Origin of the sequence: Moorena sp. SIOASIH (assembly GCF_010671925.1) — a bacterium.
Classification (GTDB): Bacteria; Cyanobacteriota; Cyanobacteriia; order Cyanobacteriales; family Coleofasciculaceae; genus Moorena.
In genome coordinates this window covers 1,000,247-1,017,436 of the sequence record NZ_JAAHIH010000002.1, presented here as the reverse complement: position 1 = coordinate 1,017,436, position 17,190 = coordinate 1,000,247, and the positions used below count along the sequence as shown (strand labels likewise).

14 protein-coding genes are annotated in these 17,190 nt (G+C 45.1%); 11 read left to right on the top strand and 3 right to left on the bottom strand.

Going from position 1 to position 17,190, the window contains the following annotated elements; translation table 11 throughout:
• Positions 1 to 50 precede the first annotated feature (50 nt).
• A complete protein-coding gene (locus tag F6J90_RS12110) occupies positions 51 to 1,361 on the bottom strand; it encodes a dihydrolipoamide acetyltransferase family protein (RefSeq protein WP_293093386.1) in 1,311 nt (436 codons plus the stop codon).
• An 830-nt stretch (positions 1,362 to 2,191) separates the two neighbouring features.
• Here F6J90_RS12110 and F6J90_RS12105 point away from each other — a divergent pair.
• Together F6J90_RS12105 and F6J90_RS12100 are read left to right on the top strand one after the other, a co-directional pair.
• Positions 2,192 to 2,935 carry a PEP-CTERM sorting domain-containing protein gene (locus F6J90_RS12105; RefSeq protein ID WP_293093384.1) on the top strand — a complete coding sequence of 248 codons (744 nt, stop codon included), beginning with the start codon at positions 2,192 to 2,194 and terminating at the stop codon, positions 2,933 to 2,935.
• Between the two features lie 368 nt (positions 2,936 to 3,303).
• Complete coding sequence (locus tag F6J90_RS12100; RefSeq protein ID WP_293093382.1) at positions 3,304 to 3,783, top strand: hypothetical protein; 480 nt, start codon at positions 3,304 to 3,306, stop codon at positions 3,781 to 3,783.
• Positions 3,784 to 3,932: 149 nt separating this feature from the next.
• Here F6J90_RS12100 and F6J90_RS12095 read toward each other — a convergent pair whose 3' ends face one another.
• Entirely contained in the window at positions 3,933 to 4,382 is a 450-nt protein-coding gene (locus tag F6J90_RS12095; protein ID WP_044495479.1) for a YlqD family protein, read from the bottom strand.
• Positions 4,383 to 5,561: 1,179 nt separating this feature from the next.
• Positions 5,562 to 7,541: an AMP-binding protein gene (locus F6J90_RS12090; protein ID WP_293093380.1), complete on the bottom strand. Its 1,980-nt coding sequence runs from the start codon at positions 7,539 to 7,541 to the stop codon at positions 5,562 to 5,564.
• An 806-nt stretch (positions 7,542 to 8,347) separates the two neighbouring features.
• Here F6J90_RS12090 and arsM point away from each other — a divergent pair.
• The 9 genes from arsM (at position 8,348) to F6J90_RS12045 (ending at position 17,115) form a co-directional block, all read left to right on the top strand.
• Positions 8,348 to 9,316 carry an arsenosugar biosynthesis arsenite methyltransferase ArsM gene (gene arsM / locus F6J90_RS12085; RefSeq protein ID WP_293093378.1) on the top strand — a complete coding sequence of 323 codons (969 nt, stop codon included), beginning with the start codon at positions 8,348 to 8,350 and terminating at the stop codon, positions 9,314 to 9,316.
• 355 nt (positions 9,317 to 9,671) lie between these two features.
• The gene (gene arsS / locus F6J90_RS12080; protein ID WP_293093376.1) at positions 9,672 to 10,667 is read left to right on the top strand and encodes an arsenosugar biosynthesis radical SAM (seleno)protein ArsS; all 996 of its coding nucleotides are present in this window, start codon (positions 9,672 to 9,674) and stop codon (positions 10,665 to 10,667) included.
• A gap of 285 nt (positions 10,668 to 10,952) precedes the next feature.
• Positions 10,953 to 12,224 (top strand): RNA-guided endonuclease IscB, encoded by a 1,272-nt coding sequence (iscB, locus tag F6J90_RS12075; protein WP_293093374.1) that lies wholly within the window; start codon positions 10,953 to 10,955, stop codon positions 12,222 to 12,224.
• Between the two features lie 69 nt (positions 12,225 to 12,293).
• Entirely contained in the window at positions 12,294 to 12,599 is a 306-nt protein-coding gene (locus F6J90_RS12070; RefSeq protein WP_293093372.1) for a metalloregulator ArsR/SmtB family transcription factor, read from the top strand.
• Between the two features lie 293 nt (positions 12,600 to 12,892).
• Positions 12,893 to 13,747 (top strand): phosphate ABC transporter substrate-binding protein, encoded by an 855-nt coding sequence (locus F6J90_RS12065; RefSeq protein ID WP_293093370.1) that lies wholly within the window; start codon positions 12,893 to 12,895, stop codon positions 13,745 to 13,747.
• 516 nt (positions 13,748 to 14,263) lie between these two features.
• Complete coding sequence (gene pstC, locus F6J90_RS12060; protein ID WP_293093368.1) at positions 14,264 to 15,121, top strand: phosphate ABC transporter permease subunit PstC; 858 nt, start codon at positions 14,264 to 14,266, stop codon at positions 15,119 to 15,121.
• A complete protein-coding gene (gene pstA, locus F6J90_RS12055) occupies positions 15,114 to 16,070 on the top strand; it encodes a phosphate ABC transporter permease PstA (RefSeq protein ID WP_293093366.1) in 957 nt (318 codons plus the stop codon). Before pstC ends, pstA begins: the two co-directional genes overlap by 8 nt.
• Positions 16,071 to 16,142: 72 nt before the next feature.
• Entirely contained in the window at positions 16,143 to 16,988 is an 846-nt protein-coding gene (locus F6J90_RS12050) for a phosphate ABC transporter ATP-binding protein (RefSeq protein ID WP_293093364.1), read from the top strand.
• A complete protein-coding gene (locus F6J90_RS12045) occupies positions 16,972 to 17,115 on the top strand; it encodes a hypothetical protein (protein ID WP_293093362.1) in 144 nt (47 codons plus the stop codon). The genes F6J90_RS12050 and F6J90_RS12045 overlap by 17 nt, the downstream gene beginning before the upstream one ends.
• Positions 17,116 to 17,190: the final 75 nt, after the last annotated feature.

Here is a 17,190-nt window from a genome sequence, read left to right as displayed (position 1 = left end):
CCTCTCAGTGATCAAGCGTGAAAAACTAGCTTTAACCCAAAGGAATAAGCTTAAAGAGTCAACGATTGCGGATCAGTTTCAATCAACTTCGCCAAGTCTTGCAAGAACGCTGCAGCATCAGTACCATATATAATCCGGTGGTCACAGGTAATATTCACTTGCATCTGACGCTTTACTCCCATCATGCCGTCAGGGGTAGCTACTACAGTAGGACGGGATGCACCAATGGCCAAAATAGAACCCTGTCCTGGGGGCAAAATCGCATCAAACCGGTCTACACCAAACATTCCTAAATTGGATAGGGTAAAAGTACCCGAATTATATTCCTCTGGCTGCAACTGCTTAGTTCTGGCACGGTCTACTAAATCTTTCCAAGTGCGAGACAGAGAATAAATATCCAGCTGCTCCGCATGGCGCAATACTGGGGTAATCAATCCACCATCAGCCATTGCCACAGCCACAGCTACATTAATCGAACTGTGATACTGAATTCCCCGTTCGGTATAACTAGCATTGACCAAGGGATGCTTCTGCAAGGTAACCGCTACTGCCTTAGCCAGCAGCCCGGTCATGGTAACACCCTTAGGCTTAATTTTTTTGTATAACTTATCCAACTCATCCGTAGTGATGGTGTAACCAACCCTGAAGGTAGGCACTTGCAGGCTGACCATCATATTCCGCACCACTGCATTTTGCAGGGTATTGAACGGCACCACTTCTCCCAGGGGTACAGCCGCAGGAGGAGCTGGCAGAGGAGCTGGCATAGTTGCTGGGGTGGGAGTGGGCATTACAGCCGGTGTCTGGGGTGCTGCTGGGGTGGTGGTTACTGGTGCCGGAGGAGTACTCACTTTACCTGCTGCTGCTTCCACATCCTCAGCCACAATCCTGCCATGGGGACCACTTCCTCTCAAGGTATTCAGATCAACCCGTAATTCCTTCGCTAGTTTACGAGCTCGGGGAGAAGCAATAATTCGTCCATTACGGCGGCTGGGAGTATCAGCAATTGCAGCGGGAGCGGTCTGTACCGGTTCTGGGGTTGATGCCGTTGCTTGCTGAGCTGTTGCTGTGTCAGTAGCTGGTGTAGATTGGGCAGCTTGTTGTTTAGCTGCTTCAATTTCCGCTTCCGTTTCCGCAATCAGAGCAATCGGGGCTCCCACCGGAGCAGAGTCACCAGCTGATACCGTGATTGTGGCAAGATATCCTTCATAGAAGGACTCAACGTCCATATCAGCCTTATCCGACTCAACCACCACCACGGTTTCACCTTTTTCGACTTTGTCTCCGGGAGATTTTTCCCAGGAAACGATTTTGCCTTCGGTCATGGTTGAACTGAGGGCGGGCATGAAAACTTCGTGAATCATGGGGTGGTCTTCTAAATCAATTCTAGTGAGCTAGCAAAAACATTATGCCAGCTTGCATTGTAACTTGAATAAGCCCCAGAAAGCCATCGTACTGTGTAAAGAAACCATGAGCCAGAGGGCTTCGATGGTTTTCTACAATACGGATATCCTCTTTTTGCTCAGGATTAGGGATTAGGGGAGTGGGTAGCTACCAATCAATCTATACATGCTAATAGCTCTTATCGGTTGACTGCTGACAGGGTCGGTCTAAGAGCTGGGTAAGCATTCAGCCGTCAGCTGTCAGCCGTCAGCTTAAAATAAACCTCATTTGGGAGAATTTAAAGGTGCGCTTGACCCATTAAGAATTAAATTCGCCACGGGTCGCACCTAATAGTTCGAGATGAAAAGCTGATCAGCTTTGTGGCACAGGCTTTGGCCTTTGGCCACGCTGTGCGAACGACGCTGGGACGTCACTCAGATTAAACGTTCACGTAGCGTGGCCAAAGGCCAAAGCTTACCTCTTTTCTTCAAAAGCTGATAGCTGATTGCTGATAGCTGATTGCTTACAGAGCTGGTTTAGTATAACCTTAAATCTTATCGATTTTGGTCGCCAGATCAAAGTCACTTCACTCAATCTTTAATTAACTGACTCAAACGTTAAAGAAATCACTAATTTATCCCAAAAAAGGAAACTTATACCTAACCTATAGGTTAATTCACCATAAAATAACTATAATCAGATATTTATTACCTGAATAGTAGATAGTAATGGTTAATCAAAATCCTCAAAAAAAGATATAAAAACTGATTTTAGCGCTACAATTCAGTCAGTATTGAGGGGTATAAAAACCATGAAAAAATTATCAACACTTACGCTCACAGCTGCCTTAGTTAGTTTGGGCACAGTAGGTGCTAATCCCGCTCTAGCTGATGAATACTTACTGGATTTTGAAAAGGATGATGCTGGTCAACTTCTCAAGGCAGGAACTAAGACAAATATTGGTGAGCAATGGGCAAAATTTGGTGTGCATATAACCAGTAACAAAGGGTCTAATCATCCCTTAAGGTTATTCAACAGCAATTGCGGACCTGATTTTGGGATTACATGCACCGGTGGAGACGCTGATTTAGCCACTGGACCTTCATTTGGTACGAAGCCACAGGGTAACGTTCTAATTATCAACGAGAACAAAAATCAAACACCCGATGACTGGGCTGGCGGTGGCATCATTTCCTTTGTTTTTGATAAAGCCGTTTCTGTCGATTACGTCACGCTTCTAGACATTGATGAGAATCCGAAAAATAAAAACGGATATGTTAAAGCGTTTCTGGAGGATGGCACAACAGAGAAACAATCACTAAAATTTGGCACAGACAACTCCCTATCCACTTACGATTTCAGCTATCTTCCTGAGTATTCAGTGACCAAGCTAGATATTAAACTACCAGGAAGTGGTGCGGTTTCTGGCATCAAGTTTCGCGATTTCCCAGATCCCCCTAAGCCTTCTAAGAAAGTTCCCGAACCAACTTCGACATTGGGTCTGTTGATGTTGGGTGCTATCGGTGCCGGGTCAGTGTTCAAGCGCTATAAATAATGCCATCGTAAGCATTCAGCTATCAGCTATCAGCTATCAGCTTTTGAATGAAAGAGGTAAGTATTCGTTTAATCTCAGTTCCCTGGCCTTTCGGCCAAGCTACTTGAGGTGCCCAAGGGAAAAATTCATAGTCTTTGGCTTTGAGTCCGTTGAACTCGTCAGCGGGATAGCTTGTTTTAAGCTGACCGCTGACGGCTGATAGCTGAATGCTTACGCCATCAGTAATTAAATGGGCTTGGATTGAGGGGATAATGTGTTTTGTTGAGTGTTAAGTGTTGACTCTTGAGTGTCGAGTTTTGACCCTTGACGGTTGACTGTCAACAGCCGACAAGTTAGCTTGATTTCTATTGAATGCAACTTGGTATGAGATGCTTAACAAAAAACTTTCCCTAACCCTGCTTACAGGTATTATCATAATCCTGAGTGCTTGCAATCTGATTAGCAAACCCCCTGAACCCAAAGCAACTGAGTCTCCTGCTAATGTCCAGACCAAGCGAGAAGACTACAAAGCCATTGACCTAGCCAATAAGGCAAAACCTGATCAACTGATTGGTGCCGATCCAAAAGCGATCGCATTATCTACCTTTGGTCAAAACCAATCGTTGATTGAAGGAAACTTTGATCAACAGGTCAAGGTAGATTATCCTCAACCTGATCAAGCGGTAGTCACCATCACTCAAACGGGTTTACCGGATGACTCTGTACGTGGCATCCGGTATCGTATTGAGTTATCACCCAAGGAATCAGCCCAAACTGGCAAACAATGGCAGATCATGTGGGCTGGTCAACAGTTTACCTGTCGAGAGGGACGGGGTCATCAGGATTGGTCAACGGAATTTTGCCAGTAATCGCTGGATCAATGGCAAAGGGGTGAAAGACAATACAGAGATTTTTAAACACGGATAGACAGATAACCAGCTATCTGTCTATCCGTGTCTATTCATCTGGTGTGACCTTTTCCTTAATCTGTAGCTATCAATTCAGCCTTGACATAGTACTAAATATCACCGCGAATCTCTTCGATAACCCCATCCCGCAGCAGAATTTCCACGTTCATCTTTTTGACTAGGTTATCTCCCTCTTCCACCCTGAAGAAGCTTTCTAGCTGACCTTGACTAACTTCCTGGTCGAGTTCGAGGGTTTGGACTTGTTGTAGTTGCTGAAGTTGCTGGTTTTTCTGCTCTAGCAGTTCACTTTTCTTTTGATTGACCTGGGTTTGAATGCTTTCAATTTGTTGCGATACCTGAGGACCAGGAGGATTCACGCTCTGGTTTTTAATCTCAGCGATCGCTTTTTGTCCCTGCAGATCAATCTGTTGCAGTTGGCCGTCGAGTTGGTTGATTTGATTTTGTAGTTGTTGCTGAACCTCTTCCTTCCATCGAGGGGTAACGATGGCTTTGATATTAATTGGCCGTTTCAAGAGTAAGTTCTTATTAGAGTCGTCCATATGCGTTCCACTATGTAAGTTTGAGGGATTGAGAGTTTGACTGGTTATATTGCTCAATAATTCTTCAAAAGAAGATTGAGGTTCAGTCTCAAGGTTCGAGGCCCGCACCTCTAAACCTTCTAACGTTTTAACAGAAACTCGCGGAATTCCCCACCTTCTTTGAAGGTGGGGATGGATAGCGAGACTACGGAGGCGCGCTTTCCGTTTGAAGAATTTAATTACGGGGTCGCGCCTCAACTTACGACGATTCGTGATATAATCAACTTGGTCGTTGACCCGCCTGACTGACTAAAAGGCTACCTTATTAGAAAACCATTTCACTGAAAACTCCGCCACAAAGCGAGCCCAGCTCAGATGAAAGTGACTAGCGCGCTTTTAGCCTAAAATCATAAGGCAGAAAGTTGACATTTCTCTGGCGCTACAGTATATTAGAAGTATAGGGTACAGGCTGAAAAACCGAGGCGCAACCGGGGTAGAGACCCGCCACTGCTCGACCTAAAAGTAGTAATGCCCAGAGGGTAGGGAAAATCCTCTTTAAAAACCCAATCGTTAACTAACAATTGACGTGTGAACCCAGAAAAATCACGCTTTGAAAGAAAACGGTACGGTGGGGCACACCGAAACCAGGTGAAAAGGAAGAGAAACGGACTATGCACATGCACTTCCAATCAAGTAACCAAACCCTTAGGGAGAATCGCCCTCTGGGTCTACTATGAACTAAACTGGATTCTTGGTCTTGACGGGTTTTTGGTTTAGGTATTGTCTAGTTTTTGGCGGCGTCAAGGATTAGAACATAGTGGTTTAAGGCGGCTCGTTGATCTAAGAATCCCCGCGCCTTTAGGACGGGGAGTGTCAAGAAAGGTGTACAAAGTACTAGCTCCAGCTCAGGGAAGAGACTTGCCCCGGCTGCTTAGCCATATAGCTGTAATTCCATGGTAAGTCTGTCGTAAAAGTTATACGTCGATAGAAGGCGGATGTCTGCCTGTGGACTGGACGCTGAGTAAGACCAATTCCAGCAGCCGCGCGCCTCCTAGGCCGGGGAACCCGGCCTAGGGTCGCGCCTCTGGTTTAGGCGTCGGGGACGCGCGCGGGAAACCCGAAAGACGAATAAGACCGTCCCTGAATTGACCTGAGAATGCGAGCAATCCCATGGCCTTTGGTCAAGCCGGTTGGGATACTTCACGCAAACATCCCGTCAATGATAGCGCGATAGCGTTCCGTGACTACAGGCCGTCGGATTTTAAAGGTTTGAGTCATCATGCCATTTTCCTGGGAAAACGGCTCTAGAATCAGCCTAAAGGTGCTGATGCGGTCATCTTGCCGATAACCTGGTCGATTTTGGACTTCTCGGTTTAATTCAGTCCGGTATAAAGTCTGAACCTCTTTAGTATTTAAATCAACATCTTGAGCGAATACGTCAAGGGGAAGATTTTGAGCCGCTGCCCACCCTTGCAAGGCATCTAGATTTGGTACTATTAAGGCACCCAATGCCTTTTGGTCTTGACCCACCAGCATAATCTGGTCAATGTAAGCACTGCGTAGACAAGCATCTTCTATCGGTTGTGGTTCGATATTTTCCCCATTGGTCAGAACTATAGTATCTTTGGCTCTGCCAGTTAGGACTAAATCATTCTGGGGGGTCACCCAACCTAAATCCCCTGTATCAAACCATCCGTCTGGATCAATTGCCTTAGCGGTAGCTTCTGGTTTGCGATAATATTCCTGCATCACCTGTGCTCCTTTTACCATCACCAAGCCTGTTTGACCTTGGGGTAAAGGCTGATGAGTCTCAGGGTCAACAATCCGGATTTGAGTTTCTGGTAAAGGTGGTCCAGCACTAAAACGCAGGTTACGATAGGAACGCCGGGCATTAGTAACGGGAGATGTTTCGGTTAACCCATAGCCTACTAGGACTTCGACACCAATAATCTCAAAGAAGTTATCCAAGTGCCTCGCTAAGGAACCCCCACCACTAATGACTTGCTTGATTTCTCCCCCAGTGGCTTCCCGGACTTTTTGATAAACTAGTTTATTAGCCAGTTGATGAACCGGCCATAAATAGGAAGCTTGCACTGTGGCCAATAGTTTTTGGATTGGTGAAGGATTTAAATTATCTAAGGTCAACCCCTGAGCAAGCCGCCGTGCCTGAATGTAGCGTTGACTTATCCCTAGCAGGTTTTGGACTAATTTCTGCTTACCTTGCGGTTGCTCACGAAACTGCTTTTGCACCCCCTCATAAATCGATTCCCACAGTCGGGGTACTCCGACCATAAAGTTAGGTTTGAAGGTTTTAAGGTCTTTTTTGACATGGCGCAGGTTGGTGTAAATCTGGGTGGAACCCTGAGATAATAGAAAATACTCTGCTGAGCGTTCGTAGGCGTGCCAGGTAGGCAGGATAGAAAGAACGCGATCGCTTTTTTGGATTTCTATTACTGTACCAAGGGTGTTGACCTGATGCAGGAGATTACCATGGCTCAGCATCACCCCTTTGGGTTTGCCTGTGGTACCAGACGTATACAGCAGAGTTGCCAAGGTTTCCCGGTTGTGGTTAGCTTTTGTAAGAGACCGAGATGCCCCGGCTTCCATGAGTTGAGTATAGTTAACAATTTGTCGGGATGATCCGGTCGATAGTGGTTGTTCTTCAGAAAGGAGAATCACTAATTCAATGGGTAGCCCATCCAAGCGATCGCCTAATTTTTCCAAAGTTTTGAGGTTTTCTAGCACCACAGCAGTGCTACCGCTATCTTCGAGAATATAAAGCAATTCCTGCCGTTCTGCTTGACCTGAGCGCACCACATTTACTGCTCCTGCACTCATGATCCCCTGATCCGCAACTAGCCATCGAGGAGAGTTATCAGCAAATAACGCAATTCGGGTAGGAATACCCTTGTCATCGAGTTTTGGCTGGAAACCTAGGGATTGTAATCCAGCCGCAAATTGCTCGATTTGCTCGTACAACTGGGTATAGGTCAGGGTCGAGGGTGGAGCACCATGAGCTCCCACAGCGTGAGGGTCTTGCAGAGCAATGATTGACCCAAAGCGTTGGGCAGCAAGGGGCCAAATTTCTGGTATCGACTGTAGTGAAGAGTAATCAGCAACACGGTTGAGGTAAACTCTCTCTTGTTGTCTGAGGCGCTCTGCATACTGGTTTTTCAACATTCATCAACTCCCTGATTGTAATGGTAGCTCTTTCTACCATACTCTTCTGCTCAGAGGTGATTGGGAGTGTTGAGTGGACACTATAGTTTCTGTCTTAGATCAAGTCTGGTTAATCACTGGGAAAATACTCCACACTCACCAGAGTCACCAGAGTCACCAGAGTCACCCCATGACCTGATCACCTGATCAGTCCCTTCGGGACAGGGGGTAGGGGAAAAACTGTCCCTTACTCATAGGGGTCTAATACCCCGCCTAAAAACTTTGTTTTAGGGGCAAACAAGTTTAGTAGTAGTCCAATCTACTAATATAACTTGTCCCCACACCCCACACCCTACCCCCTACCCCCCATTGATTACCCGAGCATCCTATACCCTAAGGATGAGCGATCGCGTGGTAATCTCAGTAAAAATTCATGGTGTACTACTCTAAAAATTCATCTGGCATGAGTTTAATAGCATCTAAGGGTGAGGCAAGGGATTGTACCGTTGCTTGCCTGAAAACAAATTGGAGCAAAAGCCTGCAACCGCCGTTAATTCCAAATCCCCTACCATAGCTTCCCTGCCTAAACCAAGAATCAATCGCGGCTAGACATAGGGGAAGCGTTCTCGAAGATGACAAAGTCCGCACTTCGCTGACTATGATGATCAAAATAATCAACGGGGTTTTGAAGCGGAATTTGGTATGATACGATACATCAATTTTGTAGCCTCAAAGCTCAATCTAGGAATTCTATTGGTTCAGAATTAGTTTTCAATTTCCACCCTACTATCAATAGCATTACCATCTTTGCCAAGTAAAGGATTCAGATGACCTATCTCGAAACAACTGCTGAATTTTATTCTGAAGTCGCTCAAACACCCCAAGTTGGTTTGTGTTGTGTCCAAAGTAGCCCCTTACAACTGCCAGGACTGAAAATTCCTCCAATGATGGCGGATATGAATTATGGTTGCGGTACTACGGTACATCCCACAGAACTCAGCAATCAGCCAACTGTCCTCTATGTCGGTGTTGGTGGTGGCTTGGAGGCGTTACAGTTTGCTTATTTTTCCCAACGTTCAGGGGGGGTGATTGCTGTTGAGCCAGTGAAGGCAATGCGGGAGGCGGCTACCCGTAACCTGAAGATTGCTGCTCAAGACAATTCCTGGTTTGACCAGAGTTTTGTGGAAATTCGGGAAGGGGATGCCTTTGCCCTACCGATGCCAGATGATTCTGTAGATGTGGTTGCCCAGAATTGCCTATTCAACATCTTTGAACCGGCTGACCTGATGAAGGCACTCAAAGAAGCCTATCGAGTTTTAAAACCAGGTGGACGACTGTTAATGAGTGACCCCATTGCAACTCGTCCGATTCCACCCCATCTACAGCAAGATGAGCGGCTACGAGCTATGTGTCTGTCTGGTGCGCTCACTTATCAATCCTATGTTCAGCACCTGGTCAGGTCAGGTTTTGGTCAAGTAGAAATTCGAGCAAAGCGTCCCTATCGGCTTCTGGATTGCCAAAACTACAACCTCGAAGAACCCCTGTTGCTGGAAAGTCTGGATTCTGTTTCTTTCAAAGTTGTGATCCCAGAAGATGGACCATGCATTTTTACTGGCAAGACAGCAATTTACATGGGCGCGGAAGAGTTTTTTGATGACAATGCGGGACACATCCTCTCCCGTGGTGTGCCAGCCGCTGTTTGTGATAAAACAGCCGCGAAATTAGGAAAGGTGAATCCAGAAGAAATCTTAATCACTGATTCAACTTGGCACTATATTGGTGGTGGTTGTTGTTAGAGGTGAAGTCTGTTCGCGTAGCGTCGGCTTCGCCGAAAGTCTGTTCGCGTAGCGTCGGCTTCGCCGAAAGTTTGAAGTCTGAAGTCTGAAGTCTGAAGGACCTTCGCCTAAGGCGTCCCTTGTCCAGTAGGGTGAGGGATAAAAAATTAGTTAGGAGTTTTTAATTAACCAATCCATGGTATAATTAATAATTACAAAAATATAACTACAACATGAAAGTTCACACTTCATACTTTAGACTTCACACTTACTAAATCACCCATCTTAAGTGAGAAGTAATAGTTTATAATTTCTTGATAATTAATAATTAATTATAATTATTATTAATTTCTAGGAATTACAAGGCGATAAAATTATGATTAAAACAGACGTTTCAGCTGTTACACCGTTCCGTAAAAAACTGCAAGCTCCCTTAAGTAAACACCCAATCACGGTTTTACAAATTAATCTGGGGAAGCGTTGTAATCTAGCTTGTACTCACTGCCATGTGGAAGCTGGTCCTAAACGAACTGAAGAACTTTCTCCAGAAATTTGTGACCAGCTTATTAAGCTGATTCATCAGTTTCCTCAAATTACGACGGTTGACTTGACTGGTGGTGCGCCAGAGATGAACTATGGCTTTAAGCCATTAGTTGAAGCAGCATACAAAACCGGAAAGGAGGTGATTGTTCGGTCAAATTTGACCATTTATTTTGAACCGGGATATGAAGATATACCTGACTATTTCGCTAAGCACCAATTACGAGTAGTGGCTTCTTTGCCTTGTTATCTCGAAGATAATGTAGATAAAATGCGCGGCAAGGGGGTTTACGATGATTCGATTCGGGCGATTCAATGGCTGAATCGGTTGGGCTATGGTAGAAACCCCAAATTAATTCTTGATTTGGTCTACAATCCTTCGTTACCACTGAGTGAAAAGTTTTCTATGACTCCTAATCAGGTTAAGTTGGAGAAGGATTATAAAGTGTTCCTAAAAGAACAGTTTAATCTTGACTTCAACCAGCTATTTACAATTACCAATATCCCCGTTGGTAGAACAAAGTTTCATTTACAACGCACCAAGCTATATGCTCCCTATATGGCGTTTCTAGAAAACAGTTTCAATGCTAGTACCGTGGAGCATTTGATGTGTCGCAATGAATTGTCTATTGACTATCTGGGTAATGTCTACGATTGCGATTTTAATCAGATGGAAAATGTAGCAGCAACGTCTGGCACTGGAGAAAGGTTGACAGTTAGTAAACTTCTGGAAGCAGGAAGTTTAGACATCATTGAGGAAATTCGTACCGCTTCCTATTGCTATGGCTGTACAGCAGGGTCTGGTTCCAGTTGTGGTGGTGCTTTGATTTGATCCAATCAGAGTTTTTTTGATTATAATGTCAATAACTCACCGCTAAGTCCTATGGGACTATAGCGGGAGCTTGTTAAAAGCTCGTAGTTGACCAGTCTAAGTTCTCAGAGAACTACGTTATTCCTAAGTGTTCAAGTTCCTACCTGAGGATGCGTAGCTAGTCTTCAGCTCTAGAACCCGGTCGTTAAACAGGTGTATTTGGGTTAAGCCAGTGCGACTAGGAAAGTACCGAGGAATAACATTGACTAAGCTAACTTAACCCTAGTAATAGGAGTAAACACAATTATGCGTGTCTTTGTACTCAACAAGAACCGACAACCTTTAGATCCGTGTAAACCTGTAAGAGCTAGGATTTTACTTTCGTCAGGAAAAGCGAAGGTCTATCGTCGTTACCCATTTACCATAATTTTGACGGAGGAAATAAAACAGCCAATAACTCATAAACACCAGCTCAAAATAGACCCTGGAACAAAAACAAGCGGTTTAGCTATTATTCAAGGAAAGCGAGTAATTTGGGGAGCCGAACTCACCCATAGAGGTTTTCAAATACGAGATTCTTTGACCTCTCGCAGGCAGTTAAGACGCAGTAGGCGGAATCGTAAGACTCGATACCGCAAGCCCAGATTTCTTAATAGAACCAGACCAGAAGGTTGGCTAGCTCCTAGCTTAATGTCTAGAGTTCAAAACATTTTAACTTGGGTTGAAAGGTTGAGTCGATTGTGCCCTATTACCGGCATCTCTCAAGAATTAGTCAGGTTTGATACTCAAAAACTGCAAAATCCTGAGATATCTGGAATCGAGTATCAACAAGGAACACTTTATGGCTATGAACTCCGAGAATATTTACTTGAAAAATGGAATCGTAAATGTGCTTATTGTGGGACGACAGGAACTCAATTAGAAATTGAGCATATTAAGCCTAAGTCCAAAGGTGGCTCTGATCGAGTTTCTAATTTAGCGATTGCATGTCACCCATGTAACCAGGCTAAATCTAATCAAAACATTGAACTTTTCTTGTCTAAAAAGCCTAGTATCTTGAGACGCATACTAAGTCAAGCTAAACGCCCTCTGGCTGATGCGGCTTCTGTCAATACAACCCGATGGAAGTTGTACCACGATCTCAAGTCAACAGGGCTACCTGTTGAAGTAGGTAGTGGCGGATTAACCAAATTCAATAGGTGTCGTCAAAATCTTCCGAAAACTCATTGGTTGGATGCGGCAAATGTCGGGAAAGTCGAAACATTGATTATCGAAGTAACCAATCCTTTGATAATAACCGCCAAAGGACATGGCACTCGTCAGCTCTGTAGAACCAATAAGTATGGGTTTCCCACTCGTCATTGCTCCAGAATCAAATTTCACAAAGGCTTTCAAACAGGCGACATCGTTCGTGCTGTAGTAACCAAAGGAAAAAAGATCGGTACCTATATAGGACGGGTCGCAACCAGAAAATCAGGGTTTTTCAATATCTCAACTAAATCAGGATTGGTGCAGGGCATCAGTCACAAATATTGTCAATTTATTCACAGGAAGGATGGTTATGCTTATAGGACTTAGATCCTGTCCTTCCTTTCCTCTCACCGCTAAATCAAAGATTATAGCGGGAGACGACCGGGAGGCAGACAGATGAACTCAAAAAGTCCATCATCTCAAGCCTTCTGTGTCCGTAAGCTGAAAGTTTTGGCGGACAACACTCGTCTAACTGTTATGGAAATCCTGATGGAAGGACCAAAACATGTTGGGGAGCTCAAAGCTGTGTTGGGAATAGAGCAAAGTCTCCTATCCCATCATCTCAGAGTTTTGCGGGATGAGGGATTTGTTAGGGCGACGCGAGATGGTAAGGCCGTGCTTTATCAGTGTTGCCTCGCCATTCGCCAAGGAAATGGTAATAGAGCAATTGATTTGGGATGTTGTTGCCTATGTTTTGATTAACAAAGTGCTGAGTAATTGCTCAGTTTTGAGGTAAGCATTCAGCTGTCAGCTATCAGCTATCAGCTTATCCGCTACTTGAGCTGGTAGCAGGCGCTTTAACTGCACGGGTTCGGATGAGTAAAACTTGCAGGGATTTTCAACCATCCGTAGCAGCACCCCCCAGCTTTTTGACTACCGACCGTTGATTAGCTGACGGCTGACAGCTGATAGCACCTCAAGTAGCGTGCGCGTAGCGCATATGCTTAGCTGAGCACTCTCATTATTTTATAGATAAGATGGCTGACTGATGATTGATGAAAAAATTAACAACACTGGCATCAATGTCTATGGGTTTAGTAGCTTGCTTTTGGCTACAATCCTGTGCCCAATCCCCAGAAGTAGCTACCCAATCAACCGATCAGTTGCAGGGTAAGTTAGTTTTAACCGGTTCTAGTACAGTAGCCCCCCTGGCGTCGGAAATTGGCAAGCGTTTTGAATCAGAAAATCCTGGTGTACGGGTGGATGTGCAGACAGGAGGCTCGTCTCGCGGTATTGCAGATGCTCGCCAAGGAGTCGCTGATATTGGCATGGTGTCTCGTGACCTCAAGCAAAGCGAGAAAGATCTGCAAGGGTTTGCGATCGCTCGTGATGGGATTGGCATTATCGTCCATAAAACTAATCCGGTGCAATCCCTGAGTAATCAACAGATTGTGGATATCTATCAGGGCAAAATTGACAACTGGCAGGATGTGGGAGGCAAGAGGGCACCAATTACAGTAGTCAACAAAGCCGAGGGGCGCTCTACCTTGGAGTTATTTCTGAAGTACTTCCAGCTGAAAAATAGCGAGATTAAGGCAGATGTGGTGATTGGGGATAATGAGCAGGGGATTAAAACAGTAGCGGGTAATCCTAATGGGATTGGTTATGTGTCCATTGGCACAGCAGAATATAGCAGTAAACAGGATGTTCCGATTAAGTTACTGCCCGTTGCTGGAATAGCAGCAACCACAGAAAATGTTCAAAACGGCACATTTCCCCTATCTCGTTCCCTGACGTTAGTCACCAAAACTATTCCGGTTGGGTTAGATAAAGCATTTATTGAGTTTTCGCGATCGCAAAAGGTACAAGACATTGTTAAAGAGCAAAACTTTGTCCCCCTCGAAGAATGAAGAATGAAGAATTAAGAATGAAGAATGAAGAATGAAGAATTAAGAATGAAGAATTAAGAATGAAGAATTAAGAATTAAGAATGAAGAATTAAGAATGAAGAATTAAGAATGAAGAATTAAGAATGAAGAATTAAGAATGAAGAATTAAGAATGAAGAATTAAGAATGAAGAATTAAGAATGAAGAATTAAGAATGCCAAAAACTTCCAAGTCTCAAGTCTCAAGTCTCAAGTCTAAAGTCTAAAGTCTCAAGTCTCAAGTCTCAAGTCTCAAGTCTCAAGTCTCAAGTCTCAAGTCTCAAGTCTCAAGTCTCAAGTCTCAAGTCTCAAGTCTAAATTCTAAATTCCCAATTCTAAATTCCCAATTCTAAATTCCCAATTCTAAATTCCCAATTCCCAATTCTAAATTCTCAATTCTAAATTCTCAAGTCTAAATTCTCAAGTCTCAATTCTCAATTCTCAATTCTCAATTCTCAATTCTCAATTCTCAATTCTCAATTCTCAATTCTCAATTCTCAATGCTCAATTTTTTTCGGAGTGATTCTCTCCTAATCTCGACCCTACAAGGCTGTGCTGTGGTGGCTGGTGCTATCGTGGTCCTGATTCTTGTGTTCCTAATCACAGAAGCCCTGCCAGTATTGGGACAAGTAGGATTACTCCCCTTTTTTACCGATCCATCCTGGCATCCTGCTGAGACTCTGTACAACTTCACCCCGATGCTTTGGGGCACCCTGTTGGTCACCGCTGGGGCGATGGTAGTGGCCACACCCCTGGGAATTCTATCTGCAGTCTTTTGTCAGTATTACGCACCTCCACCGATTGCTGGACTTTATCGACGGCTAATTGAATTGTTGGCAGGGATGCCCTCAGTTGTTTACGGCTTCTGGGGTTTGGTGAAGCTAGTTCCCCTAATTGGACGCTTTCAGCCACCGGGAGCCAGTCTTCTAGCTGGAATTGTGATTCTGACCCTGATGATTTTACCAACTATTGCTCTGACCGCAGACGCTAGCTTTGCGAAAGTCCCCCCAGAATACCTACAGGGAGCAGCAGCTCTGGGACTATCCCGCTGGGCAACAGTCAGAGGTGTTGTGTTTCCGGCTGCTAAATCGGGGCTGTTTACTGGCTTGATTTTAGGAACAGGACGGGCGATTGGAGAAACCATGGCGGTGCTGATGGTGTGTGGCAATGTGGTGCAAACTCCCAAAAGCCTATTTGAGCCGATGCGAACTCTTACTGCCAATATCGCCTTGGAAATGGCTTACGCTATGGGCAATCACCGCTCAGCACTTTTTGTCAGTGGCTTGCTGCTGATGGCAATAATTTTGGTACTGGTAGCAATTGCAGAAATCATCAGCAAGGGAGCAATCTATGAGTAAGAATCCTACCAAAACCAAGCCACAACCGACAACCGACAACCTGCAACCTGCAACCGACAACCGACAACCGACAACCGACAACCTCCAAGTTTCAACAGTGATGATTTGGGCGATCGCACTGTTCGTAACTGCTGTATTCCTCTGGATTTTGAGTGATATCGTCTGGCACGGTGTCGGACAAATTAACTGGGAATTCCTGACTACTGCACCAAAGAATGCTGGACGGGAAGGAGGGATTGGTCCAATTCTGGTCTCGACTGTCCTAATTTTAGGTGTATGTATGACGGTTTCTGTTCCGATTGGAGTAGGAACAGCAATACTGCTAGCTGAGTTCACAGATACTAAGAGTATTTTCGGGCGTCTGGTTCGTCGTAGCTTAGATGTGCTAGCAGGGGTACCGTCAATTGTCTTTGGACTATTTGGCAATGCCTTTTTCTGCAAAACCCTAGGGCTAGGCTTTTCAATTTTGTCTGGGGGGTTGACATTAGCCTGTATGGTGTTGCCAATTCTAATTCGATCAACAGAGGAAGGGTTTCGCGCCGTTAGTGATGATTATCGGCTTTCTGCCACTGCCCTTGGTTTATCCCGCACTACCACTCTCTGGAATTTGCTGTTACCAGCCGCAGCACCCGGACTAGTGGTGGGATTAGTGTTAGGCATAGGGCGAGCGATCGCTGAAACAGCAGCACTGATCTTTACTAGTGGTTATGTGGATCGGATGCCAGAGTCTTTGCTGGATTCTGGGCGATCGCTCTCGATTCATATTTTTGATTTGTCGATGAATGTAACAGGGGGAAATGCTAATGCTTATGCCTCAGCTTTAGTGTTGCTGGTGTTGTTGTTGCTGATTAATGGTACAGCAGCATGGATGACTGAGTATTGGTTGCATCGGAGGGTGGAGTCTGTTTATAAGCAATCAGCAATCAGCAATCAGCAATCAGCTTTTTGAATAAAATAAGCTGATTGCTGACGGCTTACCTAATTACTAATTAACAATTCACATTAACAATTCCCAAAAACAATGGTTAACCCTTTAGAAACAATTGAGCGATTACCGGTAAGCCAGTCTATAAGCGACCCATTGATTCAGACCGAACGGCTATGTTTACATTACGGAACAAAACCGGCCTTTGCTGATGTATCGTTGCCAATTTATAAAGGTTCCATTACCGCACTAGTGGGACCGTCTGGTTGTGGCAAGACTAGTTTTTTAAGTTGCCTAAATCGCTTGACAGATTTGATTCCTAATGCTAAAGTTACCGGTAGGATTCGCATTGGTTCCCTAGATGTGCTGAGTCCTCGGATGGATGCGATCGCAAAGGGTGGTGCTGTGGAACTAATTGCACTTCGCCGTCGTGTTGGAATGATTTTCCAAAAGCCGACTCCCTTCCCCTTATCAATCTGGAAGAATCTGGCCTTTCCGTTGCGGGAACATGGTGTTAAAAACCGGGATAACATTGCTCAGCTCATCGAAACCGCACTCCGGGATGTTGGTTTGTGGGATGAAGTCAAAGACCGACTCCACACCTCGGCTCTTGCTCTGTCTGGTGGTCAAAAGCAGCGCCTGTGCATTGCCCGTGCCTTGGTATTGCAACCGGAAGTACTCCTGTTAGATGAACCCTGTAGTGCCCTCGATCCCATATCCAGCGGTGTGGTCGAAGACTTGATAGCTAGGCTCAGGGGACGCTACACCCTAGTGATTGTTACCCATAACCTAGCTCAAGCCAGACGAATTGCTGACTATACTGCCGTCTTCTGGGTTAAGGAAGCAGTGGGGCGATTGATTGAATACGGCTGTGTGGAGCAGATTTTTGAATCACCTCAACAAGCCTTGACAGCTGCCTATGTCAATGGAATTAGAGGATAAAGCTGTGCTCTTCCCTGCTCCGAATTCCCGTAAGCATATGCGCTACGCTCACGCTGCGCGAACAGCGGTCAGTGGTCAGCGGTCAGTGGTCAGCGGTCAGTGGTCAGCGGTCAGTGGTCAGCCGTGAGCTAAAAGCTCAAGCTACTTGAGGTGCCGTCAGCTTATTTTATTCAAAAGCTGAACGCGCACGCGTGCGCGTAGC

Bases quoted from the DNA above. Each gene is read 5' to 3' on its own strand.
- F6J90_RS12105 (WP_293093384.1), top strand. From the start codon at position 2,192: ATGAAAAAATTATCAACACTTACGCTCACAGCTGCCTTAGTTAGTTTG.
- F6J90_RS12090 (WP_293093380.1), bottom strand. From the start codon at position 7,541: ATGTTGAAAAACCAGTATGCAGAGCGCCTCAGACAACAAGAGAGAGTT.
- F6J90_RS12100 (WP_293093382.1), top strand. From the start codon at position 3,304: ATGCTTAACAAAAAACTTTCCCTAACCCTGCTTACAGGTATTATCATA.
- pstC (WP_293093368.1), top strand. From the start codon at position 14,264: ATGCTCAATTTTTTTCGGAGTGATTCTCTCCTAATCTCGACCCTACAA.
- F6J90_RS12110 (WP_293093386.1), bottom strand. From the start codon at position 1,361: ATGATTCACGAAGTTTTCATGCCCGCCCTCAGTTCAACCATGACCGAA.
- arsS (WP_293093376.1), top strand. From the start codon at position 9,672: ATGATTAAAACAGACGTTTCAGCTGTTACACCGTTCCGTAAAAAACTG.
- F6J90_RS12045 (WP_293093362.1), top strand. From the start codon at position 16,972: ATGGAATTAGAGGATAAAGCTGTGCTCTTCCCTGCTCCGAATTCCCGT.
- pstA (WP_293093366.1), top strand. From the start codon at position 15,114: ATGAGTAAGAATCCTACCAAAACCAAGCCACAACCGACAACCGACAAC.
- iscB (WP_293093374.1), top strand. From the start codon at position 10,953: ATGCGTGTCTTTGTACTCAACAAGAACCGACAACCTTTAGATCCGTGT.
- arsM (WP_293093378.1), top strand. From the start codon at position 8,348: ATGACCTATCTCGAAACAACTGCTGAATTTTATTCTGAAGTCGCTCAA.
- F6J90_RS12070 (WP_293093372.1), top strand. From the start codon at position 12,294: ATGAACTCAAAAAGTCCATCATCTCAAGCCTTCTGTGTCCGTAAGCTG.
- F6J90_RS12095 (WP_044495479.1), bottom strand. From the start codon at position 4,382: ATGGACGACTCTAATAAGAACTTACTCTTGAAACGGCCAATTAATATC.
- F6J90_RS12065 (WP_293093370.1), top strand. From the start codon at position 12,893: ATGAAAAAATTAACAACACTGGCATCAATGTCTATGGGTTTAGTAGCT.
- F6J90_RS12050 (WP_293093364.1), top strand. From the start codon at position 16,143: ATGGTTAACCCTTTAGAAACAATTGAGCGATTACCGGTAAGCCAGTCT.